General features: G+C 58.2%; 14 protein-coding genes. 3 read left to right on the forward strand and 11 right to left on the reverse strand.

Annotated features, from left to right (window positions below; genetic code table 11):
- Positions 1 to 87: 87 nt before the first annotated feature.
- A complete protein-coding gene (gene tpiA / locus JLG71_RS00535) occupies positions 88 to 855 on the reverse strand; it encodes a triose-phosphate isomerase (protein ID WP_004855521.1) in 768 nt (255 codons plus the stop codon).
- Positions 856 to 963: 108 nt separating this feature from the next.
- The gene (locus JLG71_RS00540; RefSeq protein WP_004855520.1) at positions 964 to 1,563 is read right to left on the reverse strand and encodes a DUF1454 family protein; all 600 of its coding nucleotides are present in this window, start codon (positions 1,561 to 1,563) and stop codon (positions 964 to 966) included.
- Between the two features lie 112 nt (positions 1,564 to 1,675).
- Between JLG71_RS00540 and JLG71_RS00545 the strand changes: the two genes are divergently transcribed.
- The gene (locus JLG71_RS00545; RefSeq protein ID WP_004126694.1) at positions 1,676 to 2,104 is read left to right on the forward strand and encodes a DUF805 domain-containing protein; all 429 of its coding nucleotides are present in this window, start codon (positions 1,676 to 1,678) and stop codon (positions 2,102 to 2,104) included.
- Here JLG71_RS00545 and fpr read toward each other — a convergent pair whose 3' ends face one another.
- The 7 genes from fpr to gmk form a co-directional block, all read right to left on the reverse strand.
- Complete coding sequence (fpr, locus tag JLG71_RS00550) at positions 2,105 to 2,851, reverse strand: ferredoxin--NADP(+) reductase (RefSeq protein WP_134898818.1); 747 nt, start codon at positions 2,849 to 2,851, stop codon at positions 2,105 to 2,107.
- Between the two features lie 96 nt (positions 2,852 to 2,947).
- Complete coding sequence (gene glpX, locus JLG71_RS00555) at positions 2,948 to 3,958, reverse strand: class II fructose-bisphosphatase (protein WP_032718817.1); 1,011 nt, start codon at positions 3,956 to 3,958, stop codon at positions 2,948 to 2,950.
- A gap of 53 nt (positions 3,959 to 4,011) precedes the next feature.
- On the reverse strand, positions 4,012 to 6,093 hold the full coding sequence (gene recG, locus JLG71_RS00560) for an ATP-dependent DNA helicase RecG (RefSeq protein ID WP_025107825.1): 2,082 nt from the start codon (positions 6,091 to 6,093) through the stop codon (positions 4,012 to 4,014).
- Positions 6,094 to 6,095: 2 nt separating this feature from the next.
- Complete coding sequence (gene trmH / locus JLG71_RS00565) at positions 6,096 to 6,785, reverse strand: tRNA (guanosine(18)-2'-O)-methyltransferase TrmH (RefSeq protein ID WP_004855515.1); 690 nt, start codon at positions 6,783 to 6,785, stop codon at positions 6,096 to 6,098.
- Positions 6,786 to 6,949: 164 nt separating this feature from the next.
- The gene (gene spoT / locus JLG71_RS00570) at positions 6,950 to 9,070 is read right to left on the reverse strand and encodes a bifunctional GTP diphosphokinase/guanosine-3',5'-bis pyrophosphate 3'-pyrophosphohydrolase (protein ID WP_004855514.1); all 2,121 of its coding nucleotides are present in this window, start codon (positions 9,068 to 9,070) and stop codon (positions 6,950 to 6,952) included.
- An 18-nt stretch (positions 9,071 to 9,088) separates the two neighbouring features.
- Complete coding sequence (rpoZ, locus tag JLG71_RS00575; protein WP_004106927.1) at positions 9,089 to 9,364, reverse strand: DNA-directed RNA polymerase subunit omega; 276 nt, start codon at positions 9,362 to 9,364, stop codon at positions 9,089 to 9,091.
- A 54-nt stretch (positions 9,365 to 9,418) separates the two neighbouring features.
- The gene (gmk, locus tag JLG71_RS00580; RefSeq protein WP_004106926.1) at positions 9,419 to 10,042 is read right to left on the reverse strand and encodes a guanylate kinase; all 624 of its coding nucleotides are present in this window, start codon (positions 10,040 to 10,042) and stop codon (positions 9,419 to 9,421) included.
- Positions 10,043 to 10,299: 257 nt separating this feature from the next.
- Here gmk and ligB point away from each other — a divergent pair, with 257 nt between their 5' ends.
- The gene (gene ligB, locus JLG71_RS00585; RefSeq protein WP_200913933.1) at positions 10,300 to 11,976 is read left to right on the forward strand and encodes an NAD-dependent DNA ligase LigB; all 1,677 of its coding nucleotides are present in this window, start codon (positions 10,300 to 10,302) and stop codon (positions 11,974 to 11,976) included.
- A gap of 5 nt (positions 11,977 to 11,981) precedes the next feature.
- Here ligB and JLG71_RS00590 read toward each other — a convergent pair whose 3' ends face one another.
- The gene (locus tag JLG71_RS00590) at positions 11,982 to 12,599 is read right to left on the reverse strand and encodes a trimeric intracellular cation channel family protein (protein WP_014227255.1); all 618 of its coding nucleotides are present in this window, start codon (positions 12,597 to 12,599) and stop codon (positions 11,982 to 11,984) included.
- Positions 12,600 to 12,873: 274 nt separating this feature from the next.
- Here JLG71_RS00590 and JLG71_RS00595 point away from each other — a divergent pair, with 274 nt between their 5' ends.
- Positions 12,874 to 14,133, forward strand: a complete 1,260-nt coding sequence (locus JLG71_RS00595) for a chloride channel protein (protein ID WP_200913934.1) — start codon at positions 12,874 to 12,876, stop codon at positions 14,131 to 14,133.
- Between the two features lie 73 nt (positions 14,134 to 14,206).
- On the opposite strand, the gene JLG71_RS00600 is transcribed toward JLG71_RS00595, so the two are convergent.
- The gene (locus JLG71_RS00600) at positions 14,207 to 15,070 is read right to left on the reverse strand and encodes a YicC/YloC family endoribonuclease (protein ID WP_004126669.1); all 864 of its coding nucleotides are present in this window, start codon (positions 15,068 to 15,070) and stop codon (positions 14,207 to 14,209) included.
- Positions 15,071 to 15,078 lie beyond the last annotated feature (8 nt).

Here is a 15,078-nt window from a genome sequence, read left to right on the forward strand (position 1 = left end):
CGCTCGGGGATTTTCCCGGAACCTGGCCGGGCAACCGGGCGATAACCCCGGTTGCAAAGCGCGACCGGGGATAGCCTTTAAAGCGAATTACGCTTTTTTCGCGGCTTCTGCTGCTTTAACGATCACCGCGAAAGCGTCAGCTTTCAGGGATGCGCCGCCAACCAGCGCGCCGTCGATGTCCGGCTGGGTGAACAGCTCTGCTGCGTTGCCCGCGTTAACGGAACCGCCGTACTGGATGATCACTTGTTCAGCCACTTTCGCATCGGCTTTAGCGATGTGGTCGCGAATGAATTTGTGTACAGCCTGAGCCTGAGCCGGGGTAGCGGATTTGCCGGTACCGATCGCCCATACGGGTTCATAAGCGATAACTGCGCCTTCGAACGCCGCCGCGCCCTGGGTTTTCAGAACGGCGTCGATCTGACGCGCGCACACTTCTTCCGTTTTGCCCGCTTCGTTTTCCGCTTCGGTTTCACCGATGCACAGAACCGGGATCAGACCCTGCTCTTTCAGTACCGCGAATTTCCTGGCGATAAACTCGTCGGACTCTTTGTGGTAGGTACGGCGCTCGGAGTGGCCGATGATGATGTATTCAGCGCCGATGTCTTTCAGCATTTCGGCAGAGGTTTCGCCAGTGAACGCGCCGGACAGGTTCAGGTCAACGTTCTGCGCGCCCAGGTGAATGTGGCTGCCCGCAGCGGCTTGTTTAGCCAGGTCGATGTACATCTCAGGCGGAGCAATGGCAACTGCACAGCCGGTTACGCCAGCCAGTTCGGTACGCAGGTTCGCGACCAGTTCGTTTACCATGTGGCGGCTGCCGTTCAGTTTCCAGTTACCCATCACTAAAGGATGTCGCATTTTTATTCTCCACGCTTTAAAGCGAATTAAGGAATATAGCCGCCCCCGCGGGCAGCATGGTCTGTGAAACAGTATAGAGATTCATCACTGGAAAGGCTTTGCTTTTTGTCATTTATTGTTGTTTTCCAGCGTTTCAGATAGCGCCAGCTTAATCGGTTCAACAGCGAAGGTCAGCCCCTTTTCGCCGTTGTCCGCCACCACATAGCGCACAGCACCTTCCGTTTCGGAGAAGTAACGTTTGCCTTTTCCGGCGGTCAGCAGTTTCTGCAGCTTCTGCTGGCTTTGCGTCAGGCTGAGCGTGGGTACGAACGCGCGCATCACGGCGCTCATATACTCCTGGGCTCTCGCTTTCGCCGCTTTCTGCTGCGGCCCCTGAATCGGTAGCCAGGTGATCTGCATCGATTTAATTTTGAGCGTGCCGCGTTCAAGCGCGGTCGACGCGTAAAGGTTCTCATTGATCTTCGTGGCGGCGCGGGTCAGGTTTGCCTGGTCTTTGCTGGCGGCGACGGCGCGAAATTCATTGAGCGATAGCTTCGGGTTATCGTTGTTGAATTTTTCCCGAAACTCGCTGATGGAAATATCAAAGGCCGGCGCGCCGGAGAGAAGATAGGGCGCCGTAGCGCTGGCGTCTGACTCGGCGGACAACGCTTTTTGGCCGACGGATAATGCCGCCAGCCCAATTAAACATAAGGTTGCCCACTTCTTCATGCCCATCTTCCCTTTTTTTATCTGCTGACGATTAAAACGAGAACCGTCACGCTTGTCAAAAAGTCACGCCTTCAGGGTAAACTACGTCGGTGATGATGATAAGGAATAAAACATGACCCTACAGCAGTGGCTATTCTCAATTAAAGGGCGGATTGGACGTCGCGACTTCTGGATCTGGATCGCTATCTGGATAATGACCATGAGCGCGCTGTTCACGCTGGCCGGTAGTAACCTTCTCAATTTACAGACGGCGGCTTTTATTCTGGTGTGCCTGCTGTGGCCGACGGCGGCGGTGACCATTAAACGCCTGCACGATCGGGGTAAATCCGGGCTCTGGGCGCTGCTGATGATTCTGGCGTGGATGCTGCTGGCGGGCAACTGGTCGATGCTGCCTGGGGTCTGGCAGTGGGGCGTCGGGCGGTTTATACCGACGCTGATTATCGTCATGATGCTGATCGACCTGGGCGCGTTTGTCGGTACCCAGGGCGCGAATAAGTTTGGTAAAGAGACGCTGGACGTGCGCTGGAAAGCGGAATCCTGATTACCAGTAGTGTTCGGCGGTCATATGACCCGGCCGGCGACGCAGGTGCTTGCTCATCTGCCGGGTCTCTTTCAGCAGCTGCTGGGTGTCGCGCACCATCTGCGGGTTACCGCACAGCATGACGTGGCTGCTCTCGGCGTTCATCGGCAGGCCGACGGCCTCTTCCAGCGCGCCGGTTTCAATCAGGAACGGGATACGTCCCGTGAGCATGCCCGGCGCGGTTTCCCGGCTCACGACCGACTGGATGCGCAGTTTGCCCGCATAGCGCGCTTCCAGCGCCTGCATCTGCGGCAGATAGCTGAGGTCGGCGGCATAGCGCGCGGCGTGCACCAGTACCAGGTTTTTAAAGCGATCCAGGTCCTTCCCTTCTTCCAGAATCGACAGGTACGGGCCAATCGCCGTGCCGGTGGCGAGCATCCATAGGGTTTCGCAATCCGGCACCTCTTCCAGCACGAAGAAACCGGCGGCTTCGCTGACCACCTGGACTTCATCGCCCGGCTTCAGTGCCGCCAGCCGCGGGCTGAGCTTGCCCTCCGGAACCGTCACCAGATAGAACTCAAGATCGGGGTTGCTGGGGGCGTTGACGTAGGAATAGGCGCGCTGCACGCGTTCTCCGTCTACGTCCAGCCCCAGTTTGGCAAACTGCCCAGCGGTGAAGGGCGCAACCGGCGCGTGAACGGTGAGGCTAAACAGTGCATCAGTCCAGTTCTGTACTTTTACCACTTTGCCCGTAACCCAGTTTGCCATAGCGACTCTCCTCTCAATCCTGTTAACGTATCTTCACCGCGACGAGAGCAGATTTCCAGCCCGAAAAGGCTGGAAAGCTCTATTGATCAAATGTTTTTACAGGATGTGCAGCTGAATATCCGGGTCTTTGCGATCGAGATAATGAATCGATTGAATACGGCGGATAGTGCGGGATTTACCGCGGATCAGCAGGGTTTCGGTGGTGGCCATATTGCCTTTACGGGTGATACCGTCCAGCAGATCGCCCTTGGTGATGCCGGTTGCCGAGAAAACCACGTTGTCGCTGCGCGCCATATCGTCCAGGCGCAGCACTTTGCCTGCTTCAATTCCCATCGCCTGACAGCGTGCCAGCTCGTTTTCGCCGATGCGGCGGTTCTCTTCGCTGTCGCCCTTCACGTGGTGACGCGCCAGCAGACGGCCGTTCATATCGCCGTCCAGCGCGCGGATCACCGCAGCGGAAACGACGCCCTCGGGCGCGCCGCCGATACCGTACATGACGTCAACTTCGCTGTCCGGCATGCAGGTCAGAATAGAGGCGGCAACGTCGCCGTCGGGGATGGCGAACACGCGCACGCCCAGCTTTTGCAGCTCAACAATGACGTCGTCATGGCGTGGCTTGGCTAAGATGGTGACCGTTAATTCACTCAGCGGCTTATTCAGCGCGCGGGCGATATTATGCAGGTTCTCCGCCAGCGGCAGGTTCAGATCGATGGTGCCCTTCGCTCCCGGGCCGACAATCAGCTTTTCCATGTACATATCTGGTGCATTCAGGAAACTGCCCTTATCGCCTACCGCCATCACCGCCAGCGCGTTCGCCTGGCCCATCGCCGTCATGCGGGTGCCTTCGATGGGATCGACGGCGATATCTACCGCATCGCCGTGGCCGGTACCGACGCGCTCGCCAATGTACAGCATCGGCGCTTCGTCGATTTCGCCTTCGCCAATCACGATAGTGCCGTCGATGTTGATCAGGTTGAGCATAATGCGCATGGCGTTGACGGCGGCGCCGTCGGCGGTATTTTTATCACCGCGGCCTAACCATTTGTAGCCTGCCAGCGCGGCGGCTTCGGTGACGCGCGAAAATTCGATGGCCAGTTCTCGTTTCATAATCCACTCATCTGAATAAAAATTATGCGCAGCGTGGCGAGATGACGTTCGCGCTACGCGTTGGAATAGCGTTCGGTTTCCGGCATCCAGCGCTCTATCAGCGCCTGTGCCTGCTGGGGATAGCGTTCGTGAATATGGCGGGCGATGCGCTGAACTTCCGGGATCATAGCCTGATCGCGCAATAAGTCCGCGACTTTAAATTCAGCGTTGCCGGTCTGACGGGTGCCGAGCAGCTCGCCGGGGCCGCGAATTTCCAGGTCTTTTTGGGCGATGACGAAACCGTCATTGCTATCGCGCAGAACCTGCAGGCGCTTCTGGGCGGTTTTTGACAGCGGCGATTTATAGAGCAGCACGCAGTGGGAGGCTACCGCACCGCGCCCGACGCGCCCTCGGAGCTGGTGCAGCTGCGCCAGCCCCAGACGCTCCGGGTTTTCGATGATCATCAGGCTAGAGTTGGGCACGTCCACGCCGACTTCAATCACTGTGGTGGCGACCAGCAGATGCAGCTCGCCCTGCTTGAACGCGCTCATTACCGCCTGCTTCTCGGCGGATTTCATACGCCCGTGCACCAGGCCGATATTCAGCTCCGGCAGGGCGAGCTTCAGCTCTTCCCAGGTGGCTTCCGCCGCCTGAGCTTCCAGCAGATCCGACTCTTCAATCAGCGTACAAACCCAGTAGGCCTGGCGACCTTCGTGAGTGCAGGCGTGACGTACGCGGTCAATAATATCGCTGCGTCGCGTATCCGGAATGGCCACCGTCGTAACCGGCGTTCGGCCCGGCGGCAGTTCATCGATGACCGAGGTGTCGAGGTCGGCATACGCGGTCATCGCCAGGGTACGCGGAATCGGCGTGGCGGTCATAATCAGCTGGTGCGGGTGAAATCCCTGCTGTTGCCCTTTCTCCCACAGCGCCAGCCGCTGATGGACGCCAAAACGGTGCTGCTCGTCGATAATCACCAACGCGAGGCCGTTAAACTGGACCTGCTCCTGAAAGATGGCGTGGGTGCCGACAATCATCTGTACCTGTCCGCTGGCGATAGCCTCCTGCTGCGCCAGGCGCGCTTTGCCTTTTTGTTTGCCAGCCAGCCAGCCCACCTCAACGCCCAGCGGTTCGAACCAGCTGCGGAAGTTATTGGCGTGCTGTTCAGCCAGCAGCTCGGTCGGCGCCATCAGCGCTACCTGTTTGCCGTGGGCGATGGCGCGCAGGGCGGCAAGCGCGGCGACCAGGGTTTTACCGGAGCCCACGTCCCCCTGCACCAGACGCATCATCGGCACGTCCAGCGCCATATCGCGCTCGATTTCAGCCGTGACGCGCGCCTGCGCGCCGGTCGGCGTAAAGGGGAGGGAGGCCAGCAGTTTATCTTTTAGCGTGTCGTTAGCGCTGAGCGCGAGGGCGTGGTAGCGCTGGGCGCCTGCCCGCAGCGCCAGCATGCTGAGGTTATGCGCCAGCAGCTCTTCCAGGATTAAGCGCCGCTGAGCCGGATGTTTGCCGCTTTCCAGCTCGCTAAGCTGTAACGTGGGCGGCGGGCGATGCAGCGTGCGCAAGGCGTCCGGCAGGCTCATCATCCCCTGCGCCAGCTCAGGCGGCAGTAGCTCGGCGATCGCGCAGGTTTCAAGCAGCTCCAGCGCCTGGTCGGTGAGCTTACGCAGCGTAGCCTGCTTGATGCCTTCAGTGGTGGGATATACCGGGGTCAGCGTTTCCTGTAAATCAGGGGTACTCATGTCGCCCTGAACCCGATATTCCGGATGGATCATCTCCGCCCCGTGCTTACCGCGCTTCGCCTCACCGTAGGCCAGCACGCGGCGCCCGGTTGCCAGGCTATTTTTCATCGCCGCGCTGAAGTTAAAAAAGCGCATGGTGAGGATGCCGGAGCCGTCGCTTATCTGGCAGGTCATCATCCGGCGGCCGCCGAAAGTGATGTTGCAGTTGAGGACTTCGCCTTCAACGGTGGCGTAAACGCCGGGCAGCAGTTCGCCGATGTGATACAGATGGGTGCGGTCTTCGTAGCGTAGCGGCAGGTGCAGAAGCAGATCCTGTACCGTATGCAGGCCGATTTTTGCCAGCTTACTGCTCTGGGCCGCGCCAACGCCCGTCAGGGAATTGAGCGGCACCGCATCCAGCAGACGGCCCTGCATGATTACTTCGCCGCCTGCATGGTGGCCCACCACGCGGCATCGGCTTCGACTTCGCCCTGCTCGTTGACGTGGGGGTAGGGAAGTCCCTTGCGTTTAGCGACCTTCGCCAGCACCGGATAGCCGCCTTCAAACAGCAGGCGCTGCTGGTCTTCTTCCGGCAGCATACTGTTCTCGCGCCGGTACATGCCGGCGTTCTGCCGCTGGCGCTGGGCTTCGTAGAGGATAAGCGCTGAGGCGACGGAAACGTTCAGCGACTGCACCATGCCAATCATCGGAATGATGATGTCCTGGTCCGCCAGGTCTAACGCTTCCTGCGTAATGCCGGTTTTCTCCTGCCCCATCAGGATACAGGTGGGACGGGTATAGTCGATTTCACGGAAATCGACGGCGTTATCAGAGAGATGGGTCGCCAGGATCTGCATGCCCTGGCCTTTTAAATGGGTGACGGCCTCGCCAATAGTACGGTGGGTTTTGACCTGCACCCAGCTATTGCTGCCGGCGGCCGCGGAGGCCATGGTACGCATACGGCTACCTGGCCAGATGGCGTGCACTTCATGCACGCCAACGGCGTCTGCGGTACGAATGACCGCAGAGACGTTATGAGGCTTATGGACCTGCTCCATGCAGACTGTCAGGTCAGGCTGGCGCCTGGCGAGCATCTCGCAGATACGCGCATAACGCTGTAAATTCATGATACTTCCATCCTTCGAATGACTCTTTAATCGCTGCGGATTACGCAGCCCATTCCTGGGCCTTGCCCCTTACCGGGCCGCTGTAAGCAGCGTTCAAATCTGCTCCCGGCAGATTTGTCATTCGCTTGCCGCCTTGACGCAATTCGAATGATTTTGTGGAAGAGCTAGTTTCGGTTACGGGTGACTTTTATTACATCCGGCATGACGCGAATTTTGCGCATGATATTCGCCAGATGCACGCGGTCGCGCGCGGTAAGGCGAATAAAGGCGCTGTAAACGCGGCCATCTTTCTCTTCCGTATTCAGGCTTTGAATATTGGAAGACGCGGTGTTGATCGCCGCGGTAAGATTCGCCAGGGCACCCTGATGGTTGAACATATCCACCTTGATTTCGGTGATAAATTCCTGCGCTGTCTCTTTGTCCCACTCGACCGCCATAAATTTCTCCGGCTCTTTCTGATAGCCGCGAATGTTACGACAGGACTCATGGTGAATAACCAGGCCTTTGCCCGGGCTGACGTGCGCGATAATCGGGTCACCGGGGATCGGGCGGCAGCATTTGGCGAAGGTGATCAGCACGCCATCCGCGCCTTTAATCGGCAGATGATTATGGCCGACAGGCGCTGGCTGTACAGGCACGGCGGTGGTTTCACCCTGCTGCAGGTTTTTTGCTACCACGACGCTCATGGCGTTGCCGAGGCCGATTTCGGCCAGCAGATCGTCAAGCGTGGTCAGCTTCATGCGCTCAAGTTCACGCTGAATGTTCTCTGGCGGGATCTCGGCCAGCTTGCGGCTACCGCCGAGGGCGTGATTGAGCAGGCGGCGCCCGAGGCTTACGGAGTCGTCGCGCTTAAGGTTTTTCAGCAGCTGGCGAATTTTGGCGCGCGCTTTCGAGCTGACGACAAAGTTCAGCCATGCGGCGTTCGGACGTGCGCCCGGCGCGGTGATGATTTCCACCGTCTGGCCGCTGGAGAGCGACTGCGACAGCGGATACGGCTGGCGGTCGACGCGGGCGCCGACGCAGGCATGGCCGATGTCGGTATGCACCGCGTAGGCGAAATCCACCGGCGTCGCGCCGGCGGGCAGTTCGACAATGCGCCCTTCCGGGGTGAAAACGTAAATTTCATCCGGGAACAGATCGGATTTCACGCTCTCAATAAATTCAAATGAACTACCGGCGCTCTGCTGGAGCTCCAGCAGGCTCTGCATCCAGCGCTGGGCGCGGATTTGCGCCGTGGTGCTGCTCTCGCCGCCGTGCTCTTTATAAGCCCAGTGCGCCGCCACCCCCATTTCCGCCATCTGGTCCATGTCTTCGGTACGAATTTGTACCTCAACCGGGACGCCGTGCGGGCCGATCATCGAGGTGTGCAAAGATTGATAGCCGTTCGCCTTTGGAATGGCAATATAGTCTTTGACGCGACCCGGACGCGGCTTGTAAAGGCTGTGCATCTGGCCAAGCACGCGGTAGCAGGTGTCGGAATCATGGACAATCACGCGGAAAGCGTAGATATCCATAATCGAGTGAAAGCGCTGCTCTTTGAGCACCATCTTGCAGTAGATGGAGTACAAATGCTTTTCGCGACCGCTAACGCGACAGGGAATTCCCGCTTCCTGCAGGCGCCCTTCGATTTCGGAGAGGATCTTTTGAATCATCTCCTTACGGTTGCCGCGCGCCGCTTTAACCACCTCTTTAATGACGCGGTAGCGGTTAGGATACAGCGCCTCAAAGCCCAGCTCTTCGAGCTCGGTTTTGATGTGATGGATACCTAAACGGTGCGCCAGAGGGCTGTAGATTTCCAGCGTTTCGCGGGCGATGCGGCGGCGCTTGTCCGGGCGCAATGAGCCCAGCGTGCGCATATTATGGGTGCGGTCAGCGAGCTTGATAAGGATGACGCGGATATCCTGCACCATCGCCATAATCATTTTGCGAAAGTTTTCAGCCTGGGCCTCTTTCTTGTCGCGAAACTTAAGCTTATCAAGTTTTGACACCCCCTCTACCAGTTCAGCAACGCTTTTACCGAAAAGCTGCTCCATGTCCTGGTAGGTGGCGGGGGTATCTTCTATCACGTCGTGCAGCAGAGCGGCCATCAGCGTTTCATGGTCGAGTTTCATCTCGGCCAGGATACAGGCTACCGCTACTGGGTGCGTGATATAGGGTTCACCGCTTGAACGTGTCTGGCCCTCGTGAGCGTCACGTGCAACGAGATAAGCCTGCCGAAGACGTTTAATTTGCTCTTCGGGCAGGTAGTTTTGAATCAGCTGATTCAGGCTTTCAAACAGATACAAGGGCGACCCGCAGTGTGATTAACGACGACCTTCAGCAATAGCGGTAACGGCTTGTAATTCAGCGGCTTCCTGCTCTTGCTGTTCCTGGCGCTCACGAACGTCGAGGATCTTGTTGTTGATCAGACCTTCTTCGATTTCGCGCAGTGCGATAACGGTAGTTTTATCGTTTTCTTCCGGTACCAGCGGATCCTTTCCGCCTACCTGCATCTGACGAGCGCGACGCGCGGCGACCAGTACCAGGTCAAAACGGTTACCAATTTTCTCTACAGCGTCCTGAACAGTTACGCGTGCCATACTTAAAATGCTCCACAGGTGAAGAAATGACTGGGCATGATACTGAATGTGGGTTCAGTCTGCCAACAGTTTGGTGATTAAAGCGCCATGTCGCTGCTTTTGGCGGCTCATGCGCAGACGTTCGGCGCGAATAATAATTTTCAGATCGCTCAGCGCGGTATCAAAATCATCATTCACAATCAGGTAATCATACTCCGCGTAATGGCTCATTTCTGCAACTGCCTGCGCCATACGTTTTGCGATAACCTCTTCGCTGTCCTGACCGCGGCCGCGCAGGCGACGATCAAGCTCATCTTTTGACGGCGGCAGGATAAAAATGCTGCGCGCGCCGGGCATTCTGTTGCGGATTTGCTGCGCGCCCTGCCAGTCGATATCGAGGAAGACGTCGACGCCGGTCGCCAGTACCTGCTCGATAGCTTCGCGCGAGGTGCCGTAATAGTTGCCAAAGACTTCTGCATGTTCAAGAAAAGCGTCTTCGCCAATCATTGTCCTGAATTCGTCGTGATTCACAAAGAAATAGTGTTCACCGTGCACTTCACCCGGGCGCGGAGCGCGCGTGGTATGCGAAACAGAAACCTGAGAGTCGTACAACGGTTGGGTTTTTAATAAAGCCTGAATCAGGCTGGATTTACCCGCGCCGCTAGGGGCGGAAACAATATAAAGCGTGCCTTGAGCCATGAGTGTCTTTTGTATGTGGTGGTCGAAATAGAGCTTACATACGAGCCTATTATACACGGCGGCACCGCGTGACGCAGTCCCTGTCACACTTTTTGCGTTCTTTCTTTCATTTTGCTTGCCGTTTCCCTGATTTCTCCGGGCGTTGCAGAAACAACGCAGAAAACCTGGATGCCTGCTCGCAGCGTTAAAAATCCCTCCTCGCGGACGAAAATACGCCTGCGGCACAATTGGTGACGAGAAAACAGGAGGGCATCGCGATGCAAAATGGAGTCTGGGCGCTGGTGCTGTGGATGCTGGTGGGAGACGGGCAGGCAGCCTGCCCCGCATGGCCGCAGGCCAGGGCCGATCGGGAGATTGAACGTCTCAGCCAGCAGATAACGGAATGGAAAAACGCCTACTGGCAGCAGGGGAGCAGTACGGTAAGCGATGAGGTCTATGACCAGCTTGCGGAGCGGCTGGCGTACTGGCGGCGCTGCTTCACCGGCGAGGCTCCCGCTCACGACGCGTCTCCTCCCCTAAAAGGGGAGGCCAGACATCCGGTGGCGCACACCGGCGTGCGTAAACTGGCAAATCAAGCCGACGTGGCGCGCTGGATGCGCGGTCAATCCGGCCTGTGGGTGCAGCCTAAAGTTGATGGCGTCGCGGTCACGCTCGTGTATCGGCAGGGGCGTCTGACCCAGGCGATAAGCCGGGGTAATGGCCTGGCCGGGGAAGACTGGACGGCCAGGGTCTTGCAGATCCCCTCCGTGCCTAAAGTCTCTGACGGCGTACTGGCGAATAGCGTTCTACAGGGTGAGCTGTTCCTGCTCCGCGAGGGGCACGTGCAAAAGCAGATGGGCGGCATGAACGCGCGGGCAAAAGTTGCCGGCATGATGATGCGCCAGCAGGCTGCGGCGGATCTTAATCAACTGGGTCTCTTTATCTGGGCATGGCCCGATGGGCCGCAGGATATGAAACAGCGGCTGGCGCTGCTGCGGCAGGGCGGCTTTATTTACAGCGCGCTTTTTTCGCACCCTGTCGCGGATGCGCAGCAGGTTGAACAGTGGCGCCAGCGCTGGTTCACTTCACCGCTGCCTTTTGCCAGCGATGGCGTTGTGGTGCGGCGGGAAAAAGCATCTCCCGGGCGCTTCTGGGTTCCGGGTCAGGGCGATTGGGTTATCGCCTGGAAATACCCGCCCGCCTCACGCGTCATGGAGGTTCGCCGTATCCGCTTTAGCATCGGGCGCAGCGGTAAAATAGCCGTGGTGGCGCATCTGGAGCCGCAGATGCTGGACGATAAGCGCGTGCAGCGGGTGAGCGTCGGTTCGGTATCCCGCTGGTACAATCTGGATATCGGTATTGGCGACCAGCTGCAAATCAGCCTTGCCGGGCAGGGGATACCGCGCATCGATTCGGTCGTCTGGCGCACGGCTCAGCGTAATAAACCCCAGCCACCGGCGGCGCGTTTCAATGCTTTAACCTGCTATTTTGCCACGCCCGAGTGTGCGGAACAGTTTCTTTCGCGGCTGGTCTGGCTCTCATCCCGATCGGTTCTCGATATTGACGGCGCGGGAGAAGCGCTATGGCGGTCCCTGCATGACGCGCGCAGCATGGAGCATCTCTTTTCATGGCTGGCGTTTACGCCGGAGCGGCTGCAAGCCATACCGGGGGTCTCGACGCTGCGCGGGCAGAGGCTGTGGCACCAGTTCAATCTTGCGCGCGAACGGCCTTTTCTGCGCTGGATCCAGGCGATGGGAGTCCCTATACCGAAGACGGCGTTTGCCCGGCTGAAGGAGGATGACTGGCGACGGATGCAGGAGCGAAACGAAGAGCAGTGGCGGCGCCTGCCGGGGATCGGGGCGGAAAGAGCGCGGCAGCTGGTGACGTTCTTACATCACCCGGATGTTGCCGCACTGGCGAAGTGGCTAAGCGGGCAACGCGTTCCGGGATTCTGAAAGCATTAATGTGCGCTATGGTTGTAGTTAAATACCGGCAGGCCCAGCTTCCAGCGCAGCGCCAGCATGCGGGCGGTAAAGCCGAACAGCAGGGTAGAGATCACCACCACATCGTGGTTGCTGACGTAATGCTGAAGCGCGATGTATAAAATCGCGGCGGCGAATGACACCCCGGCGTAAAGCTCTTTCTGGAACACCAGCGGGATACGCTTGCAGAACATATCGCGCAGCACGCCGCCAAAAACGCCGGTGATGACGGCGGCAATGGAGGCGATGACCGGGCCCTGGCCCATATCCAGCGCGATCTGGGCGCCAATGATAGAGAACACGATCAGGCCGAGCGCATCAAGCACCAGAAACAGACGGCGCAGATGCGGCATCACCGGCGCGGCAATCGTGGTCAGGACCGCAGCAATGGCGACAATAATGACGTACTCGGGGTGCTGCACCCAGCCCAGAGGATAGTGGCCGAGCAGAATATCGCGCACTGAACCGCCTCCGAGGGCCGTCGCGGTGGCAATGATAATGACGCCAAACGTATCCATACGGCGGCGCCCGGCAGCCAGCGCGCCGGTCATGGCTTCCGCAGTAATCCCAATCAGATAAAGAATATGAAGCAGCATAAATCCCCCACGGTGATGGCGGAAGGTTAACGATTTGTGCGCAAGATCACGATTGAGATTTTCTAAAGCGAATGAATTTAACCTGATTAAACTAATGCACGATAGGTTTAAATCGGCTGAATTTAACGGTTCCTTTGTCATTTATTCATTTTTAGTGATTATAAAAAGTAATGTGAAAGCCGTCGATGCGTATCGATATTGAAAACGCGATGAATACCTGTTGTTTAACTCTCGACCTTTATCCTTTTATTTTCCTCCTTCAGGGCCTGAGAAAATGACTGCAGCAGCTGGCAATAAAAACTATCTCACCCGCCTGATTGCCGTTGTGCTGACGGGGCTACTTGCCGGCCTGTCAGGCATGGTTCTGGCGCTGATTTTACACGCGATTCAGCACCTGGCCTTTGGCTACAGCCCCGGGCAGATCGTGAGCGCGGAGTCATTTCTACAGGGCGTCACGGATTCATCCTGGCCTCGTCGCCTCTCGGCAATCGTCGCGGGGGGAGCCATCGCAGGATTCGGCTGGTGGCTCCTTGGGCGCTATGGGCAGAAGCGAGTCTCAATAGCGTCAGCGGTGGCAAATCCTTCGGTGGCAATGCCTGCGGGTACTACAACGATTCATGCCCTGTTGCAGATCGTCACCGTGGCGCTGGGCTCTCCGCTTGGCCGCGAAGTCGCTCCGCGGGAAATGGGCGCGCTGGGGGCTGGGATGGTGGCGCGTAAGCTGGGACTGCTGGCGGATGAAACCCGAACGCTGGTTGCCTGCGGCGCCGGTGCGGGCCTGGCGGCGGTGTATAACGTTCCGCTGGCCGGTGCGTTATTCAGCCTTGAGGTAATGCTGCTGTCGTTTAGCTGGGAAAAAACGCTGGCGGCGATTATCACCTCGGCGATTGCCGCGTGGACGGCAACGCTCGGGTTAGGCGAGGAATCGCAATACCATTTTACTTCCGACATCCTGCCGCATTCATTTCTCTGGTGGGCGATTATCGCCGGCCCCATTCTTGGCGCCGGGGCCTGGCTCTTTCGCAAAGCGACCAGCACGGCCCGCTCGCGCGTTCGAAGCAACTGGCAGATGCCGGTTTTCTGTCTGCTGGCGTTTTCCCTGCTTGCCGCCCTCAGCCTCTATTTCCCCCAGCTTCCGGGAAACGGTAAAGGGCCTATGCAGCTGGCTCTCAGCGATGAACTGGGTTTCCCCAGGGCGGCGATGCTGCTGGCGCTGAAAATGGTGGTGATTCTGGCGGTGCTGCGCGGCGGCGCGGAGGGCGGCCTGCTGACGCCGGGGCTGGCGGTCGGCGGCCTGACCAGCCTGCTGCTGTGTATGCTCTGGCAACAGCTGCTTCCCGGCGGAGATTACGGCAGTTTTGCTCTCGTCGGCGCGGCGGCGTTTCTCGCTGCATCCATGCAGATGCCGCTCACAGCGGTCGCGCTGGTGATGGAGTTCACCCACATGGATCACAGCTATCTGGCCCCCACGCTGCTGTGCGCCGCAGGGGCATTTTTAACCTGCCGGATATTGGATAAGAACTATTCCTTCTGAAACGCAGCGAAAATAAAAGGCCATGATTTACCATGGCCTTCTGTCCGTGCGTGGGTTGGCGAGCGAAAAACCGTTACTCGATGTTCTGGATCTGCTCGCGCATTTGTTCGATCAGCACCTTCAGCTCAATGGCGGAGTTCGTCACTTCGGCATTGATTGATTTAGACGCCAGGGTGTTCGACTCGCGGTTGAACTCCTGCATCATAAAGTCGAGGCGGCGACCGACCGCTTCTTTCTTCTTCAGGATATTCCACGTCTCTTTCACGTGCGCTTCCAGACGATCCAGCTCTTCGGCGACGTCTATACGCTGCGCCATCAGCACCAGCTCCTGCTCGAGGCGGTTGTTTTCCAGCTGCACTTCCGCATCTTCCAGCTTGGCAACCAGACGCTCGCGCTGCCACTGCAAAATTTCCGGCATATGGGCACGTACTTTAGCCACCTCGGCCGTCACGCCGTCGAGACGCTGTTCGATCAGCGCTTTCAGCGCCTGGCCTTCGGTTTCGCGGGCGACGATAAAGTCATCCAGCGCACCGTTCAACGCGCCCAGAATTTCGGCGGCAATGGCGTCCAGATCCTGTTCATGGGCCGACATCACGCCAGGCCAGCGCAGAATATCTACCGGATTGATTTCGCCTTCGTCGCTCTGCATTTTGACCCAGTTGGCGGCGTTAACCAGCTGCTTTGCCAGTTTTTCGTTAAGGATCAACTCACCCTGCGCGCTCGGGTCCTGCTCAAAACGCAGGGTACATTCGACTTTACCGCGGGTCAGACGGGAGCGAATACGTTCACGCACCACGGGCTCCAGGCTACGGAACTGCTCCGGCAGGCGGAAGTAGGTTTCCAGATATCGTTGGTTTACCGAGCGCAGTTCCCACGCGGCGCTACCCCATTCACCCTTGATTTCACGCCGGGCGTAGGCGGTCATACTGCGGATCATAGACGTTC

The sequence above is a fragment of the Klebsiella michiganensis genome, from assembly GCF_015139575.1.
Taxonomy (GTDB): domain Bacteria; phylum Pseudomonadota; class Gammaproteobacteria; order Enterobacterales; family Enterobacteriaceae; genus Klebsiella; species Klebsiella michiganensis.

Coding starts and splice junctions, on each gene's coding strand:
- glpX (WP_032718817.1), bottom strand. CDS start 3,958: ATGAAACGAGAACTGGCCATCGAATTTTCGCGCGTCACCGAAGCCGCC.
- trmH (WP_004855515.1), bottom strand. CDS start 6,785: ATGAATTTACAGCGTTATGCGCGTATCTGCGAGATGCTCGCCAGGCGC.
- JLG71_RS00590 (WP_014227255.1), bottom strand. CDS start 12,599: ATGCTGCTTCATATTCTTTATCTGATTGGGATTACTGCGGAAGCCATG.
- ligB (WP_200913933.1), top strand. CDS start 10,300: ATGCAAAATGGAGTCTGGGCGCTGGTGCTGTGGATGCTGGTGGGAGAC.
- rpoZ (WP_004106927.1), bottom strand. CDS start 9,364: ATGGCACGCGTAACTGTTCAGGACGCTGTAGAGAAAATTGGTAACCGT.
- JLG71_RS00600 (WP_004126669.1), bottom strand. CDS start 15,070: ATGATCCGCAGTATGACCGCCTACGCCCGGCGTGAAATCAAGGGTGAA.
- JLG71_RS00595 (WP_200913934.1), top strand. CDS start 12,874: ATGACTGCAGCAGCTGGCAATAAAAACTATCTCACCCGCCTGATTGCC.
- JLG71_RS00545 (WP_004126694.1), top strand. CDS start 1,676: ATGACCCTACAGCAGTGGCTATTCTCAATTAAAGGGCGGATTGGACGT.
- JLG71_RS00540 (WP_004855520.1), bottom strand. CDS start 1,563: ATGAAGAAGTGGGCAACCTTATGTTTAATTGGGCTGGCGGCATTATCC.
- recG (WP_025107825.1), bottom strand. CDS start 6,093: ATGCAGGGCCGTCTGCTGGATGCGGTGCCGCTCAATTCCCTGACGGGC.
- fpr (WP_134898818.1), bottom strand. CDS start 2,851: ATGGCAAACTGGGTTACGGGCAAAGTGGTAAAAGTACAGAACTGGACT.
- tpiA (WP_004855521.1), bottom strand. CDS start 855: ATGCGACATCCTTTAGTGATGGGTAACTGGAAACTGAACGGCAGCCGC.
- gmk (WP_004106926.1), bottom strand. CDS start 10,042: ATGGCTCAAGGCACGCTTTATATTGTTTCCGCCCCTAGCGGCGCGGGT.